Raw genomic sequence first — 15902 nt, 5'->3', positions numbered from 1 at the left:
GTAAGAGGTAAGACGGGTTTTGAGGTATAGCATATATATTTTTATATGTTAGGTGAAAGTTCGGATTATTTATTTTTTATATGGTCAGACGTTCAACGTTAAATAATTTTCTATAGCGTTGAATAAGGTTTAAATGGAGGATTTTATCTATGAAATTTGTTATGTTTCTTGTAGGATTACTCGTTGTATTTATACTCGGGTTTCTTATAAGTACGGATCGAAAGAAGATTAAGTATAAACCAATTGTGGTTATGCTTGTTATTCAGTTAGCATTATCGTACTTCCTATTAAATACACAGATTGGTTATATTTTAGTAAAAGGAATTTCTGATGGATTTGGAGCATTACTTACATATGCAGAATCTGGAATCGTTTTCGTATTTGGTGGTCTTGTTAATAAAGGGGAAATTTCCTTCTTCTTAACAGCATTATTACCAATCGTGTTCTTTGCCGTATTAATTGGAATCCTGCAGCACTTTAAAATTTTACCGTTATTTATTCGTTCTGTTGGTTATCTACTTAGTAAAGTAAATGGTCTAGGGAAACTAGAATCATATAATGCAGTAGCGGCAGCAATCGTCGGGCAGGCTGAAGTATTTATTACGGTAAAAGATCAATTAAGCAAAATACCGAAGCATCGTTTATATACACTTTGTGCTTCTTCTATGTCGACAGTATCTATGTCGATTGTTGGATCATATATGAAAATGATTGATCCGAAATATGTAGTAACAGCACTTGTATTAAATTTATTTAGTGGTTTTATTATCATTCATATTATTAACCCGTATGATATTACGGAAGAAGAGGACACACTTAAGTTAGAAAATAAACAAAAGCAATCATTTTTCGAAATGCTTGGCGAATATATTATGCTTGGATTTACAATTGCGATTACAGTAGCAGCGATGTTACTTGGTTTCGTAGCGTTAATTACAGCAATTAATAGCTTGTTCGATTCTATTTTCGGCATTACATTCCAAGCAATATTAGGATACATTTTCTCACCACTTGCATTTGTAATGGGTATCCCGCAATCAGAAATGGTAACAGCGGGACAAATTATGGCAACAAAATTAGTATCAAATGAATTTGTTGCGATGCTTGACCTTGGAAAAGTAGGAGGAGAATTATCAGCTCGTACAGTTGGTATCCTTTCTGTATTCCTGGTATCATTTGCAAACTTCTCATCTATTGGAATTATTGCAGGGGCAACGAAAGGGATCGATGAAAATCAATCAAATGTTGTTTCTTCATTCGGATTAAAGCTTGTATATGGTGCAACGTTAGTAAGTATTTTATCAGCGATTATCGTTGGTGTGATGTTATAGAAATAAAAAGCAGTGAGCAGAAGCTCATTGCTTTTTTATTTCATAGGCATAAATTCTAGCGAGATTTGTAAGGGAGAAATTAACAGATCATTTATTGAAAAAATTATGTTGCATTTCCTCTAGATAACGCTTACAATTTGTTTGTGGGTGGTATCAGTTTCATACTTTAAATCAAGTAGGGAAGAAGAGACTACTAATTGTAAATTATAATTTATGTAAACGCTTACTGGTTTTAGGTTACAGTTTAAAGTAAATAGTATTTTAGAGGTTTAAATTTTTTAAATATCAATGGTCAGACGTCATTCGTTGGACAACCAATAACTCATGGAAAGTGGAGGATTCACATATGAAATTAGTTATGTTTCTAGTCGGTTTACTTGCTGTATTTGTACTAGGTTTTCTTGTAAGTTCAGATCGGAAGAAAATTAAATATAAACCAATTGCAATTATGCTTGTTATTCAATTAGCATTGGCATACTTCTTATTAAATACAAAGATTGGGTATGTGTTAGTAAAAGGAATTTCAGATGGCTTTGGAGCCATTTTAAAATATGCGGAATCTGGCGTTAATTTTGTATTTGGTGGACTTGTAAATAAAGGAGAATTTACGTTTTTCCTTTCAGTATTACTTCCAATTATTTTCCTAGCGGTGTTAATTGGGATACTACAACATCTTAGAATTTTACCAATCATTATTAAAGCAGTTGGATTTTTATTAAGTAAAGTAAATGGTTTAGGAAAGCTTGAATCTTATAATGCAGTAGCAGCGGCAATTGTTGGTCAAGGGGAAGTATTTATTACAGTAAAAGATCAACTTAGCAAGCTGCCAAAAAATCGTTTATATACACTTTGTGCATCTTCTATGTCAACAGTATCAATGTCAATCGTCGGTTCTTACATGAAAATGCTTGATCCCAAGTATGTAGTAACAGCACTTGTTTTAAACTTATTTAGTGGATTTATTATCATTCATATTATCAACCCTTATGATGTAAGTGAAGAAGAAGACATTTTAGAATTACAAGAAGATAAGAAGCAAACGTTCTTCGAAATGTTAGGCGAATACATTATGCTTGGATTCTCTATTGCAGTAACAGTAGCAGCAATGTTAATTGGATTCGTAGCATTAATTACAGCAATTAACGGTGTATTTGATTCTATTTTCGGCATTACGTTCCAAAGCATTTTAGGATATGTGTTCTCACCATTAGCATTTGTTATGGGTATCCCAACATCAGAGATGCTACAAGCAGGACAAATCATGGCAACCAAATTAGTAACAAACGAATTTGTTGCGATGCTTGATTTAGGAAAAGTAGCTGGCGATTTATCAGCTCGTACAGTAGGTATTTTATCAATCTTCCTTGTATCATTTGCAAACTTCTCATCTATTGGGATTATCGCAGGTGCAACGAAGAGTATCGATGGAAAACAAGCAAACGTTGTATCTTCTTTCGGATTAAAGCTTGTGTATGGTGCAACGTTAGTAAGTATATTATCAGCGGTTATCGTTGGGGTTATGCTATAAAAATAAGGAAAGCAATGGGCGCGCTCATTGCTTTTTTTATTTAACTTACTTTGTTTAACTTACGTTTAAAAGCAGGCCTTTTTAAATATGTGCCAAGACGCCATACGTATTCAACTGGCCCTATGCGATACCTTTTTAACCAACAGGTGCTAGCATATAATTGGATGACATAAATTACAATTGTTAATACAATGCCAAAGAAGTAGCCGATTTTCCCATATAAACCAAGTCCATACGCATAAAAAATGGTGGTAGCAATGATGGATTGCGCTAAATAGTTACTAACTGACATTTTTCCCATGTTAGCCATATATTCTAATAAGCGTGATGCTTTTTTGTAATGAAATAATAAAATGATAGAGCTTCCGTAAAAAATGGCCATGCTAAGCGGTGTAACACTGTCTTTTAACATAATGAGAAGAGGTTGTTTTGTTAATAGTTCTAAGATTTTTACTGTGAAAGAAAAAATACCGCTGATAAGCCAGATTTTTTTGAGGGAAGGTAAATGTTTATCTATTTCAAAAAGCCAGCCTTTTTTTCCAACATACATTCCTAGTAGGAATAGTGGAGTCATGAAAATCAGTGCGAAAAGTGTTATGAAAAATGTTCCGAAAAAGCCAGTGATCCCAATATACTTAAAAGGATCTTCATTAAGGCGGAAGCTTACATGTTCTATATAGCTACCAGTTTCATGAACCTGTTGTTCTTTTGCGATATAAGGTGCAAAGTCATCGGACATATTGGTACTTGGTTCAAAGGGATAAGACATCAGCATAGTTAGTACTAGTATGATGGATGCCCAAATGATCAATGTTTTGGGCTTTCGATTGATAAACATCATTAATAAGATTCCTATAATTCCATAACCGAATAAAATATCTCCATCCCAAATAAAAGTACCATGGAGATATCCGAGGATGAGTAAAATACTAAGGCGGCGGATATAAACCGGAAAGAAACGTTTTTCTTTTTTTATGATACTGTTTTGCAGCAAAGTAATACTAATCCCAAATAGAAAAGAAAATAGGGAAATGAAATTGTGGGTGCCAAAAAATTGAATAAACCAATTGGCACCTTCATCAACTTTTCGGAATACATAAGTAGGCTGTTCACCGCTAAACATTCCAAATTGAATTAATGTCATGTTAACAAGTAAAATACCGAATAAAGCAAAACCACGAACGGCATCGATTGCTTCTACACGTTGTTTCATAGAGATGTTCTCCTTCCCGTTTGTACTCTATATTGAAAATAATACCATTTATAATAGTAGTCCTATGTAGAATGAGCGAAGATTTAAGCTGATTTTAATCCGATGTTAAGGTGAAAAGTGATTTAAAGGAGAAAAAAATCACCTTAACGAATTCATTAAGGTGATAAGGATATTACTCAGCAGGAGGAGTAAACGTACGTTTTTCCAATTCCGCATCTAACATAAATAGAGCGTTAGAGTCGCTTGTAATACGTTTTAGTTTTTGGATGATGCTGTCGAAAGAAGCTTCTTCTTCAACCTGTTCGTCAACGAACCATTTTAAGAATGTAATTGTCGCGTGCTCACGCTCATCCCAAGCGATATCGGATAAGTTGTAAATACGCTTTGTTACTTCACGCTCATGCTCAAGTGCGATCTCAAATGCGCTTAAAACCGATTCATATTCATTGTTAGGGTTTTCGAATCCAGTAATAATGGCGCGCTCTCCGCGGTCATTAATGTAATTGTAAAGTTTCATTGCGTGGAAACGCTCTTCTTCTGCTTGTACAAGGAAAAAGTTTGCAAATCCATCATAGCTTTCTGCTGTGCAGTAAGCAGCCATTGCCATGTAAACATGGGCAGAGTAAAATTCAAAATTCATTTGGTCGTTAAGCGCATCGTGTAATTTAGTAGATAACATAAATTCTCTCCTTTGTATGTTGTCGGAACCATTATATCATAATTGGTAAATATTCTCATTTGTTTTCGAAACGATTAGAAAGCTTCTCGACATGTGCCTCCATAATATCTTGTAAGTCTAAATCATATTTTTGAGAAAGGATAATGAGGTTTGCAAGTACATCTCCAAGTTCTTCTTTTAATTCAATTTTCAATTCTTCCACTTGTTTTACTTGTTCATCTGGGCGATCGCGTCCAATTTCAATGGCGCGTACAACTCGTGAAACTTCTCCTACTTCTTCTGTTAAGAAATTCAAGCGAATAAAAGAGTTATATTGTGACCAGCTTCGTTTTTCGTAAAATTCCTCAACCCATCTCTGAAATTCGGCAATATTCAATTCTTTCCCATCCCCTCAATATGTTGTACAATATTCATTGTATCATAACAATATATAGTTTTGGGGTGTAGGTATGAGAAAGATTTGTGTGTTTGCAGGTTCTAATTTAGGAGAAAGACCTGAATTTAAAGAGCAAGCAATTAAGCTTGGAGAAGTGCTTGTCCAAAATAATTGTGAACTAGTATACGGCGGTTCATGTGTTGGTTTAATGGGGGAAGTAGCCAATGAAGTGTTGCGCTTAGGCGGACGTGTCACTGGTGTTATGCCTCGTGGTTTATTTCGCGGAGAGATTGTTCATAAAGGATTAACAGAACTAATTGAAGTAGAAACAATGCATGAGCGCAAAGCAAAAATGGGAGAGCTTGCGGATGCATTTATTGCGTTACCAGGTGGCTACGGAACATTTGAAGAGTTATTTGAGGTTGTATGTTGGTCACAAATTGGAATTCATGACAAGCCAGTTGGATTATTAAATATTAAAAATTTTTATAGTCCAATTTTGCAAATGATCGAACGCGCGGCAGAAGAAGGGTTTATGAATCCATCGAATAAAGAGTTAATTGTTTCGGCGGATAATGCAGAAGAATTATTGCTCCACATGAAAAACTATAAGAGACCTGTTATGGGGAATAAGTGGAAGCAGTTATCATAATAAGATGAATAAAAAGAGGCATTCCGTTCATTTTGGAATGCCTTTAGATTTGTCTTTCATAGATTTCTTATATAAATGCCAGCCACCCCAACCACCAAGTATCGCGATACAGATAAGGAAAGGATAGCTTCCTACATCTACGTTTATGCCTAAAATATTGGCTATCATGAAAGTAATTCCAACAGCTAATGAAGCGAAAAATACTCGAATCAAATAGTCTTTCAACTGAACCACTCCCGTCATTTGATAGTGATAGTACCTAAATGATGAATTTGGAAAAGTATTGTCTAGACGTAACTATTAGAAGGCTATTTTCTATATTTTAACATAAAAACGGTTGAGATATATCGATATAATAATAAATCCCCTCAAGTGAATTGAGGGGATTTATTGACCGAGCCGCTTGCGCTTTTAATAGTATCCAGCTCCAGCGGCTAGAACAGTCGGTCGTTTCACTCCTTTATCTGAGGCAAAAAGCGCCTCTGAATCAGGAGTTCCAACGCCCTCCTGTTCTGAGCGAGCCGCTTGCGCTTTTAATAGTATTATTGATTCAAGAACGCACGTAGCATCCAAGCGTGTTTTTCTAGTTCTGTGTAGATGCCAAGTAGTAAGTCAGATGTCGTTTCGTCGTCAGCACCCTGCGCGATTTCCATACCTTTTTTCAGTTCGCCTAGCATCATTTGGTAGTCTTTCATAATTGCTTCGACCATCCCTTCTGCAGTCTCTCCGTAAGCCGCTTCTTGAACAGAAGATCGTTCTAAGTATTCTTTCATTGTCGCTACTGGTTTGCCACCAATTGCTAAAATGCGTTCTGCAATTTCATCGATGTGTCCAGCTGCTTCTGTGTAAAATTGTTCGAATTTCTCATGTAGTGTAAAGAATTGAGGTCCTTTTACATACCAATGGAAATTGTGTAGTTTTGTAAATAATACGTTCCAGTCTGCTACCTGTTTGTTTAATACTTCGATTACTTGTGTGTTCATATGATCAATCTCCTTTTGAGTTATTATACCTTTTATTAATTTATAATTATTATAATCTAGTAATTGATATAAATCAACCATTTACAAACATTATTTTTGAACTATATAAATACAAATTGAAAAACGAGATAAAACCCTTCTTTTTAGGTGGGAGAGAGCATCTAGCCATGCATAGAAGCGGTCAGATCCTTTTCCTGCCCCATGCCAAGTAAAAACAAAGAGAGAAAACAAGTAGGGGTCACCTTTTGTTCTTCAAAGCAGCGACTTATATGTTGAAAAATCAAAATGGATTTATATAGATGTAATGTTGTATTGCAATATGTGTTTATTTTTCCTATATGGTGGCATACATATAGAAAAAGGGAATATAGAAAGGAGAATGGAGGGCAATGGAACTCCAGTTTCAAAACGTATATCAGCAAGCTGGAAATTGGTATGTGCTGGACTCAGAGTTTCCGTGGGATATTCAGCGGGTGAAAAATGATATATTTTCACTTATTGAGAAACGCGAAATTCCAGTTATTTTTTGCGATACGTGTGATACAAATAATGTGCTTGTAAACTTAGGAGAAGAGGAAGAAGAATTTTTATTTCCTTTAAGCGGTTTTTATCATAAAGAAAGACAAATGATTTTTGTTTGTATGTGGGAACAGTATGAGCAAGTGCTCAAAACATTACTACATGAATTCAGGCATTCAATGCAACATGAGAAAAATGTATTATACATTGGAAAAGAAGCGTATGAAGCACGTGGGATTGAAAAGGATGCCCGAGCATTTGCAGAACGTAAAATGAATGAATATATAAGAAGAAACTTAAACTAAGGCATAGTGAGAGAAATTTACTATGTTTTTGTTTATTACTTACTAAAATAAAGTAATTGACATTTTTAAAGTTTAGTTCTAAACTAAAGACATCAAGTAAGCGAGGTGATGGAATGAAAACAGAAGAAAGATTAGGATTATTGTTATGGTTTCGTTTATCACGCTTTTATAACAGAAGCATTCGTGAGACAAATCAACATTTGAAAGAATGGAGTTTATCTGCTGCCCAGTTTGATGTTCTAGCCCAAATTGGTGGGCACGATCGATTAACACAGCAAGAACTCGGGCGAAAGCTATTTGTTACAAAAGGGAACATCACGCAGCTTTTAAGTAAAATGGAGCAGCTTGATTGGATTAAGCGAGAACAGGAAGGTACTACGAAATACCTTTCGTTAACTGAAAAGGGCAGAGTTTTGTATGAAGATGTTGTTCCACCGCAAGAGACGTTTCAAGCAGAACAATTTGATAAGTTAAATCGTAATGAACAAAAACAACTACTAGAATTACTTCGAAAGTTACAATAAAAAATTTTAAATAAATATCTCGAATTCGAGATAATATGAGGTGAAGGATATGTTTAAAAAAGTTGATCATAAAAATATGGGAAGAGCAAATCACGGTTGGTTAAATACACATTTTCATTTTTCATTCGCAGATTATTATAATCCAGATAATATGAGATTTGGGGCGCTTCGCGTTATTAATGATGATTTAGTAGCAGCGCAAACAGGATTTGATATGCATCCGCACCGTGATATGGAGATTATTTCTTACGTTGTAGATGGTGCATTAACACATCAAGATAGCATGGGGAACCGCGGTACAATTGAGCGTGGACATGTACAATATATGAGCGCTGGTACAGGTGTTTTTCATAGTGAACATAATTTAGGGAATGAGACATTACGCCTATTACAAATTTGGATTTTACCAGACCGCGCAGGGCACACACCAAACTACGGTGAGTTCAAGTTTGATTGGAATAAACGTGAAAACAATTGGTTCCATATGGTATCTCCAATTGATGGTGGTGCACCAATTGAAATTCATCAAGACGCAAATTTATATTCACTATCTTTAGAAGCAGGAAAAGAAATTACTTTCCCTGTTAGCGAAGATCGTCAAGTTTATCTTGTGCAAATTGAAGGAAGCGGTGTTGTAAATGGTGAGACACTTGTAATGCGCGATGCAGCAGAAGTAGTTGAAGAAGATATTCGTATTCAAGCAAAAGAGCACTCACATTATTTAGCGATTGAGATGAAAAAGCAATAAGAGACACTATGAATAAAAAAGAAATAGCGCAGTGAAAATAATGCGCTATTTCTTTTTGTGCTTTTCTTAATTCCTCATACGAAACATCTTGAATACTTTTAAGATTAGAATGAAAAATAGATTTGTTAATGCTGTAACTATAAAGAAAATGGCGAGAACAAATTCATTTAACCCGTTAGTGAATAAAAACTGAGCATAGCAGAGAACGCCTAATATTGCTGAAACGATAGTAGGTAGAAAATATAAGATTGCTTTTTGCTGTAGTTTTATGAAAAGGAGGAAAGTCGCTACTAATGTTATCGGACAGAAGGAATACATAATAATTTGCGGTAACATTATATCACCACCTTTCAAAGATAAAGTATGATTCTAGTTAAGAAGGCTATGCAATTTTATCTTTATTTTTTATATGTAGATATTTTTAAGTGTAATATAATGGGAATGTTTTGTGAATTTAAAATAGGGATTTTTGGATGGAATTGTAAAAAAGTTTCTCAATATTTTTTGGTAGGATATATTTTCCTTTTCTCGAAATGTATAAGAGTGTCAAAAAATTTTTGGGGAATGGGGAGTGTTAGATTGAAAAAGCAAGTCGTTTCATCAGCATTAGCTTTATCCGTTATCGTTGGGGGTTTTGGGGCATTCGGAGCAACAAAAACACAAGCGGCAGAGCAGCAAATTCAGTATCACCAAGAATTTAAAACACCGGCTTACATAGGTGAGGAATGGAAAGCACCGCAAGGATTAGATAAAAAGGAAACAGTATTTCAGTATTTAGAGAGCAAGAAGGATATGTTTAAATTAGCAGGAAATATTGACAAACATTTTAATATTGTAGGGGAAGAAAAGGACGCTGAATCGGGTACAACACATGTGAAGTTAGTTGAGAAGCATAATAATATTCCTGTGTATGGATCAGATCAAACAGTTACACTTGATAAAGACAATAATGTAAAGGCGTTCTTCGGGCAAGTTATCCCGAATTTAGAAGATAAAAACATCCCAGCTGCAGCTAGCATTACTGATGAGAAGGCGGTAGAAGTTGCAAAGGCTGATATTGAGAAAGAAATTGGCAAAGTAGATAAATATGATGGTGTGAAAAAAGATTTATATGTGTATGAAAAAGATGGACAATACTATCTTGCATACCTTGTTAAAGCGTCTATTTCAAAACCAGCACCAGGATACTGGCATTACTTTGTTGATGCAACAAATGGAAATGTGATTGAGAAATATAATGCAATCGACCATATTACTGGTTTTGGCTATGGCGTTCTAGGAAACAAGCAATCATTTGAAATTGCTCAAGATGAAAAAACAGGAGCATTTAACTTGTTTGATGGAAAACGTGGAAATGGTGTTCATACGTTTGATGCACAAAATATGGATGAGAACTGGTTTAATCTCTTCTCACAATGGCTTGGATATACAGGTGAAGAAGTAGAAAGTAAATCAAAATTCTTTGAAGATAAAGCGGCTGTTGACGCACATGTAAATGCAGGAAAAGTATACGATTATTATAAAAAGACATTTAACCGTAATTCTTTCGATAATAAAGGTGCGAGGCTGATTTCTACTGTTCACGTAGGTGAAGGGTGGAATAACGCAGCTTGGAACGGTGTACAAATGATGTATGGAGATGGGGATGGAAAAACATTCATTCCATTATCTGCAGGTTTAGACGTTATTGGACATGAGCTAACACATGCTGTAACAGAGCATACGGCGAATCTTGTTTACAAAGATGAGTCAGGAGCATTAAATGAATCATTATCTGATATTATGGGTGTAATGGTTGAGAAGAAAAGCTGGGATTTAGGTGCTGATATTTATACACCTGGTGTTGAAGGGGATGCGCTTCGTTCTCTGAAAGATCCAGCATCTATTCCGAACCCATTAAAACCTGGTGAAGGTTACCCAGATCATTACAGTAAACGCTACACTGGAAAAGCTGATAATGGCGGCGTGCATATTAACAGTAGTATTAATAATAAAGCCGCATATTTAGTGTCTGAAGGTGGCACGCATTATGGTGTGAAAGTAAATGGCGTAGGCCGTGAAGCAACAGAAAAAATTTACTACCGCGCTCTTACAAAATATTTAACTGCAAACTCTAACTTTAAAATGATGCGCCAAGCGGCACTTCAAGCTGCGACAGACTTATATGGTCAAAACTCTAAAGAAGTACAAGCTGTAACGAAAGCTTATGACGCAGTTGGTGTGAAATAAGGTGAAAAAAGACCTGACTTGGTTGTCAGGTCTTTCTTTGTTATTTAATCGCGAATACCGAGAGCGATTTTTGCCATACGTGACATACGCTCTTTTGACCAAGGTGGATTCCAAACCACATTGACCTCTATTTCATTTACTTCCGGTACATTTGTCGATAATACTTTTTTGACATCTGATACGATCTGCCCAGCCATTGGACAACCGATCGAAGTCATCGTCATTGTTACAACAGCATTATTATTTTCATCTGCTGTTACGTCATATACTAATCCAAGATTGATAATATCAACGCCTAATTCAGGATCGATAACAGCCTCTAAATTGGCATATAATTTCTCTTCGAATTCTTGCGACATGCACAACACCCCCTAATATTAATGATATCCATTCTCATTATAAAGGAAATAAGATAAAGATGCAGTGAAATAGCTCACAGTGTTTTTTTAGAATCTTTCCTATACTGATTATAAGTATGTAGGAAGGAGCAAGATTGAAAATGAACTATGATGAAAATCCTTTTATCGTGATATGGGAAGTTACACGAGCTTGTGAATTAAAATGTCTGCATTGCCGGGCTGAAGCGCAGTATAGGAGAGATCCGAGAGAATTAACTTTTCTTGAGGGGAAGAGATTAATTGATGAAATATATGAAATGAATCAGCCGATGCTAGTTTTTTCAGGCGGGGACCCGCTTATGAGAGAAGATATTTATGAGCTAGCAAATTATGCAGTGCAAAAAGGACTACGCGTTTCGATGACGCCTAGTGCGACTCCAAATGTGACGAAAGAGGCAATACAAAAAGCAAAAGGGGTTGGACTTGCACGCTGGGCCTTTAGTATCGATGGTGCTACAGCTGAGACACATGATCGTTTTCGCGGAGTGGCGGGGTCTTTTCAGCTTACGATGGATGCGATTCAGTATTTAAATGAGTTACAGATTCCTGTCCAAATCAATACAACTATTTCTAAGTACAATGTTCATGAAGTAGAGGAGATGGCGGCGCTTGTTGAAAAGTTAGGTGGTGTACTATGGAGCGTGTTTTTCCTTGTTCCAACTGGAAGGGGAAGTGTAGAGGATATGATTTCACCAGTAGAACATGAACTTGTATTTCGTAAATTATATGAAATAGGAAAAAGGGCTTCATTTGATATAAAGACGACAGCTGCTCAGCATTATCGCCGCGTTGTGATGCAGCAAAAGAATAAGGAAGGTAAAAGCAAGCAAAGAATGTGTTATGAAGATGCGCTGCAAAATGGGTTAACTGGAAAAATTGATGGTTTAGGACGAGCGCCAAAAGGAGTCAATGACGGTAACGGCTTTGTTTTCATTTCGCATATTGGTGATGTATATCCAAGCGGATTATTACCTATTCAAGCTGGAAACGTGAGAGAAACACGTTTACGAGATATTTACCGTCACTCACCAATTTTTCAAGCATTACGTAATCCAGATAGCTATAAAGGAAAATGTGGGAAGTGTGAATACCGTTATGTGTGTGGTGGTTCTCGCTCAAGAGCATATGCGATAACCGGTGATTATTTAGAGAGCGAGCCATATTGTGTATATGTACCGAAAGCTTTAAGAAGCTAGCTAATAAAAAATGTGAGATTCCTATTGTCTTTTTAGGATACATCATGTATACTTCTAATTAGTTGATAACGATTATCAGTATCAACTGAACATTGCTCTTCGTTATGTTGGTCATACCCCTTTTGACTGCGTAAGTCAGAGACAAAATGTTGAAATACCTTGTGTCCTATTCTACAGAATTATGGTAATCTCCAACCTCAACTTATATGCGTTAAGTATGCAAAAAGGATCCTATCCGTGAAGGGATCCTTTTTTGCATGATCCCGCTAACGGAAATGGGCAACAATAAGTAATCAAAGAGCCGCTACGATAGACCAAAATCACCATAATAACTCTCAAATTAGATAGTTAATATCCATATAAAAGTAAGAAAAGCTGTCTCCAAAAGGTCGTTATTCAACGACCTTTTGGGACAGCTTCTTTCATTTAATCTGCTTCCGTAAATTTCCCATATTGACGCTTATGCATCCAAGTTAATGTACCAATTGTTCCAAGTGATAACAGAACGATGAACATCATTAAAATGCCTGCGTTTTGCCACATAAAGCTGTAGTCTCCACTTGAAATAACCGCTTTATATCCTGATACAGAATATGTCATCGGGAACCATGCGTTAAAGATTTGCAGCGGTTTTGGAATTAACTCAAGTGGGAATGTACCCGCACTTGTTGTTAATTGTAAAATCAATGTCAAGATCGCAATAAAACGTCCTGCATCGCTGAAAGTCGTTACTAAAAATTGAACTAACGCAATAAACGCTAAGCTTGTAATAATACTAAACAATATGAAGTATGGAACACTTTGTACTTCAACACCTAACCCAAGCAGTAACACTGCGTCTGCCACAAGTGCTTGAATCACACCAACGGTAAGTAGTACACCAAACTTACTAACAAACCAGCTAAATCCTGATTTCGGTATACCAACTGTTTCGCGTAATGGGAACACGATAGATAATAAGAGTGCCCCAACGAATAAACCAAGAGATAAGAAGTACGGCGTAAATCCTGTTCCGTAGTTTGGAACCTCTGTCACTTTCTCAGTTTCCACTTTCACAGGACTCGCGAACATGTCATATTTGTTCTCGTCACCTTTTGTTTCACTTGTTTTCTCAGCGCCTTCGCCAAGTTTTGTTGCGAGTTCTTTTGAACCGTCATTTACCTTACCAAGACCCTCTGTCACCTTACCAGAGCCATCTGCTAGTTGGTTAACACCATCTGCCATTTGTTTCGAACCAGAAGATAATTCACCTAAGCCACCTGACAATTGGTTTGCTCCTGTAGATAATTGACCTAAGCCTGCTGTTGCTTTTCCTGATAATTCACCTAAGCCATCTGACAATTGGTTTGCTCCTGTAGATAATTGACCTAAGCCTGCTGTTGCTTTTCCTGATAATTCACCTAAGCCACCTGCTACTTGATTTGCTCCTGTAGATAATTGACCTAGGCCTGCTGTTGCTTTTCTTGATAATTCACCTAAGCCATCTGACAATTGGTTTGCTCCTGTAGATAATTGACCTAGGCCTGCTGTTGCTTTACTAGACAGTTGATTTAAACCGCTATTTAAATCACTTACACCTTTTGATGCTTCTCCTAATTTCTCACCAAATACTTGGAAATTCGTTACAAATGACTGTTGACCTTCTGCTAATTTACCGGCACCGGCAACAAGTTGCTGTTGACCATTTTGTAATTGATCGACACCGTTTTGAAGCGCTACCTGACCAGCATGAATAGCATTTGCGCCACCGGCAAGTTTTGTAGCACCGCCTTGAATTTCATCTGTTTTTCCAGCAAGTCCTTTCACACCTTGTGAAACTTGTTTTGTACCTGCTGCCACATCTTTGCTACCTGCTTCTAATTGTTGAACAGTTGCTTTTAATTTTTGTTTCGCTTCACCATCAGGTAGATTTTTGATTTGTTCATTTAAAGCAACTAAACCGTCCGCAACGCCTTGAGCGCCTTTTGCTGTTTTCTCAGCGCCACCACTTAACTCATTTGCTTTTTGCTGCCACTTTGTTGCACCCTGCGCTAACTCAGAAGCACCTGCGCTAAGATCTTCAGTTCCTTTTGTTAACTCTGGCAATTTCTTTTGCATTTCTTGAACGCCAGCTGATGATTTTTCTAAACCACCATGTAAATCATTAATACCTTTTTGAATTTCTTTTGCTCCACCAGCTAACTTTCCTTGTCCTTCTTGAAATTGAACAAGCCCATCTGCAATTTGCTGAGAACCGTTTGTCAATCTTCCTAGACCGCCTTGGAAGTCTCCTTTTGGATCTACAAATTGACCTAATCCTCCTGCAATTTGCTGAGAACCGTTTGTCAATCTTCCTAGACCGCCTTGGAAGTCTCCTTTTGGATCTACAAATTGACCTAATCCTCCTGCAATTTGCTGAGAACCGTTTGTTAATCTTCCTAGACCGCCTTGGAAGTCTCCTTTTGGATCTACAAATTGACCTAATCCTCCTGCAATTTTCTGGGAACCATCTAATAATTTTCCAACTCCAGTTTGCATTTCACCAGTCTTACTATTTAAAGTATTTAATCCATCTGTTACTTTTCCAGACCCATCCTTTAACTCACCTGTTCCATCATGAATCTTACCAGCGCCCTCACTTCCATCAGCAAAACCTTTAGAAACATCTTTTAATGAATCAAACATTGTCTCAGCATATGTTTTTGTTACTGAAGCTGATACTTCACCTTTGATTTTTTCAATAGCTGATCCACCAATTTGTGAAGATAAGAAGTTTAAGCTTTCATTTGGAATGAACTCTAGTTTTGATTTTTTAGGGTTTGCATCCAACAATGTTGTTGTATTTTCAGAGAAGTCTTTTGGAATGCGGATCGTCATGTAGTATTTACGATCGTCCATTCCTTTTTTTGCTGTTTTCTCGCTGACAAACTCCCATTTGAAGCCTGTATTTTCTTTCAAATTATCAACAAGTTCCTTACCGGCTTCAACCGGTTTTCCGTTATACACTACACCTTTATCAAGGTTTACAACTGCAACTGGTAAATCATCTAATTGGTCATATGGATCCCAAAACGCCCATAAGAACATACCAGCGTACAATACTGGAATAAATAAGACTGCAATAATTGGAATTAAGATTTTTTTGCTTGTCATAATCGTAGCAAACTCTTTTCCAAGCAGTTTCAATCCTCGCATTGTTTGACCCTCCCTCTAAAATATTGACTATTTTGTTCATTTAGTCA

General features: G+C 36.5%; 15 protein-coding genes. 8 read left to right on the top strand and 7 right to left on the bottom strand.

Going from position 1 to position 15902, the window contains the following annotated elements; genetic code table 11:
- Positions 1-149 precede the first annotated feature (149 nt).
- Positions 150-1331, top strand: coding sequence for a NupC/NupG family nucleoside CNT transporter (locus tag NSQ40_RS25655; RefSeq protein ID WP_033796558.1), 1182 nt, complete (start codon positions 150-152; stop codon positions 1329-1331).
- A 346-nt stretch (positions 1332-1677) separates the two neighbouring features.
- Complete coding sequence (locus NSQ40_RS25650) at positions 1678-2859, top strand: NupC/NupG family nucleoside CNT transporter (protein WP_033796559.1); 1182 nt, start codon at positions 1678-1680, stop codon at positions 2857-2859.
- A 40-nt stretch (positions 2860-2899) separates the two neighbouring features.
- On the opposite strand, the gene NSQ40_RS25645 is transcribed toward NSQ40_RS25650, so the two are convergent.
- The 3 genes from NSQ40_RS25645 to NSQ40_RS25635 form a co-directional block, all read right to left on the bottom strand.
- Positions 2900-4072, bottom strand: coding sequence for a DUF418 domain-containing protein (locus tag NSQ40_RS25645; protein WP_258248355.1), 1173 nt, complete (start codon positions 4070-4072; stop codon positions 2900-2902).
- 172 nt (positions 4073-4244) lie between these two features.
- A complete protein-coding gene (locus NSQ40_RS25640; RefSeq protein WP_016112449.1) occupies positions 4245-4751 on the bottom strand; it encodes a ferritin in 507 nt (168 codons plus the stop codon).
- A gap of 55 nt (positions 4752-4806) precedes the next feature.
- Positions 4807-5127: a MazG nucleotide pyrophosphohydrolase domain-containing protein gene (locus NSQ40_RS25635; protein WP_016112448.1), complete on the bottom strand. Its 321-nt coding sequence runs from the start codon at positions 5125-5127 to the stop codon at positions 4807-4809.
- 73 nt (positions 5128-5200) lie between these two features.
- On the opposite strand from NSQ40_RS25635, the gene NSQ40_RS25630 reads away from it, so the two are divergent.
- Complete coding sequence (locus NSQ40_RS25630; RefSeq protein WP_258248354.1) at positions 5201-5779, top strand: LOG family protein; 579 nt, start codon at positions 5201-5203, stop codon at positions 5777-5779.
- Positions 5780-5806: 27 nt separating this feature from the next.
- On the opposite strand, the gene NSQ40_RS25625 is transcribed toward NSQ40_RS25630, so the two are convergent.
- Together NSQ40_RS25625 and NSQ40_RS25620 are read right to left on the bottom strand one after the other, a co-directional pair.
- Positions 5807-6004 carry a hypothetical protein gene (locus NSQ40_RS25625; RefSeq protein WP_018765062.1) on the bottom strand — a complete coding sequence of 66 codons (198 nt, stop codon included), beginning with the start codon at positions 6002-6004 and terminating at the stop codon, positions 5807-5809.
- A gap of 317 nt (positions 6005-6321) precedes the next feature.
- The gene (locus tag NSQ40_RS25620; protein ID WP_018765061.1) at positions 6322-6762 is read right to left on the bottom strand and encodes a Dps family protein; all 441 of its coding nucleotides are present in this window, start codon (positions 6760-6762) and stop codon (positions 6322-6324) included.
- 389 nt (positions 6763-7151) lie between these two features.
- Between NSQ40_RS25620 and NSQ40_RS25615 the strand changes: the two genes are divergently transcribed.
- The 4 genes from NSQ40_RS25615 (at position 7152) to NSQ40_RS25600 (ending at position 11087) form a co-directional block, all read left to right on the top strand.
- Positions 7152-7586 (top strand): DUF3920 family protein, encoded by a 435-nt coding sequence (locus NSQ40_RS25615; RefSeq protein ID WP_003201762.1) that lies wholly within the window; start codon positions 7152-7154, stop codon positions 7584-7586.
- Positions 7587-7699: 113 nt separating this feature from the next.
- Positions 7700-8110, top strand: coding sequence for a MarR family winged helix-turn-helix transcriptional regulator (locus NSQ40_RS25610; RefSeq protein WP_258248353.1), 411 nt, complete (start codon positions 7700-7702; stop codon positions 8108-8110).
- A gap of 49 nt (positions 8111-8159) precedes the next feature.
- Positions 8160-8858, top strand: coding sequence for a pirin family protein (locus NSQ40_RS25605; RefSeq protein WP_016131087.1), 699 nt, complete (start codon positions 8160-8162; stop codon positions 8856-8858).
- 579 nt (positions 8859-9437) lie between these two features.
- A complete protein-coding gene (locus NSQ40_RS25600) occupies positions 9438-11087 on the top strand; it encodes a M4 family metallopeptidase (RefSeq protein WP_131202326.1) in 1650 nt (549 codons plus the stop codon).
- A gap of 44 nt (positions 11088-11131) precedes the next feature.
- Here the strand turns inward: NSQ40_RS25600 and NSQ40_RS25595 are convergent, their stop codons facing one another.
- Positions 11132-11446, bottom strand: coding sequence for a metal-sulfur cluster assembly factor (locus NSQ40_RS25595; RefSeq protein WP_003201771.1), 315 nt, complete (start codon positions 11444-11446; stop codon positions 11132-11134).
- A 140-nt stretch (positions 11447-11586) separates the two neighbouring features.
- Here NSQ40_RS25595 and NSQ40_RS25590 point away from each other — a divergent pair, with 140 nt between their 5' ends.
- Complete coding sequence (locus NSQ40_RS25590) at positions 11587-12681, top strand: TIGR04053 family radical SAM/SPASM domain-containing protein (RefSeq protein WP_033797895.1); 1095 nt, start codon at positions 11587-11589, stop codon at positions 12679-12681.
- Positions 12682-13107: 426 nt separating this feature from the next.
- Here NSQ40_RS25590 and NSQ40_RS25585 read toward each other — a convergent pair whose 3' ends face one another.
- Complete coding sequence (locus NSQ40_RS25585) at positions 13108-15855, bottom strand: YhgE/Pip domain-containing protein (RefSeq protein WP_341286158.1); 2748 nt, start codon at positions 15853-15855, stop codon at positions 13108-13110.
- Between the last annotated feature and the right edge of the window lie 47 nt (positions 15856-15902).

Source organism: Bacillus sp. FSL K6-6038, from assembly GCF_038050455.1.
Taxonomy (GTDB): Bacteria; Bacillota; Bacilli; order Bacillales; family Bacillaceae_G; genus Bacillus_A; species Bacillus_A pseudomycoides.
Note: the sequence above shows the minus strand (reverse complement) of the source record. Positions and strands in the feature narration are given on the sequence as shown.

Excerpts from the sequence above, each read along its gene's own strand:
- NSQ40_RS25655 (WP_033796558.1), top strand. The coding sequence starts at position 150 with ATGAAATTTGTTATGTTTCTTGTAGGATTACTCGTTGTATTTATACTC.
- NSQ40_RS25650 (WP_033796559.1), top strand. The coding sequence starts at position 1,678 with ATGAAATTAGTTATGTTTCTAGTCGGTTTACTTGCTGTATTTGTACTA.
- NSQ40_RS25645 (WP_258248355.1), bottom strand. The coding sequence starts at position 4,072 with ATGAAACAACGTGTAGAAGCAATCGATGCCGTTCGTGGTTTTGCTTTA.
- NSQ40_RS25640 (WP_016112449.1), bottom strand. The coding sequence starts at position 4,751 with ATGTTATCTACTAAATTACACGATGCGCTTAACGACCAAATGAATTTT.
- NSQ40_RS25630 (WP_258248354.1), top strand. The coding sequence starts at position 5,201 with ATGAGAAAGATTTGTGTGTTTGCAGGTTCTAATTTAGGAGAAAGACCT.
- NSQ40_RS25620 (WP_018765061.1), bottom strand. The coding sequence starts at position 6,762 with ATGAACACACAAGTAATCGAAGTATTAAACAAACAGGTAGCAGACTGG.
- NSQ40_RS25615 (WP_003201762.1), top strand. The coding sequence starts at position 7,152 with ATGGAACTCCAGTTTCAAAACGTATATCAGCAAGCTGGAAATTGGTAT.
- NSQ40_RS25610 (WP_258248353.1), top strand. The coding sequence starts at position 7,700 with ATGAAAACAGAAGAAAGATTAGGATTATTGTTATGGTTTCGTTTATCA.
- NSQ40_RS25605 (WP_016131087.1), top strand. The coding sequence starts at position 8,160 with ATGTTTAAAAAAGTTGATCATAAAAATATGGGAAGAGCAAATCACGGT.
- NSQ40_RS25595 (WP_003201771.1), bottom strand. The coding sequence starts at position 11,446 with ATGTCGCAAGAATTCGAAGAGAAATTATATGCCAATTTAGAGGCTGTT.
- NSQ40_RS25590 (WP_033797895.1), top strand. The coding sequence starts at position 11,587 with ATGAACTATGATGAAAATCCTTTTATCGTGATATGGGAAGTTACACGA.
- NSQ40_RS25585 (WP_341286158.1), bottom strand. The coding sequence starts at position 15,855 with ATGCGAGGATTGAAACTGCTTGGAAAAGAGTTTGCTACGATTATGACA.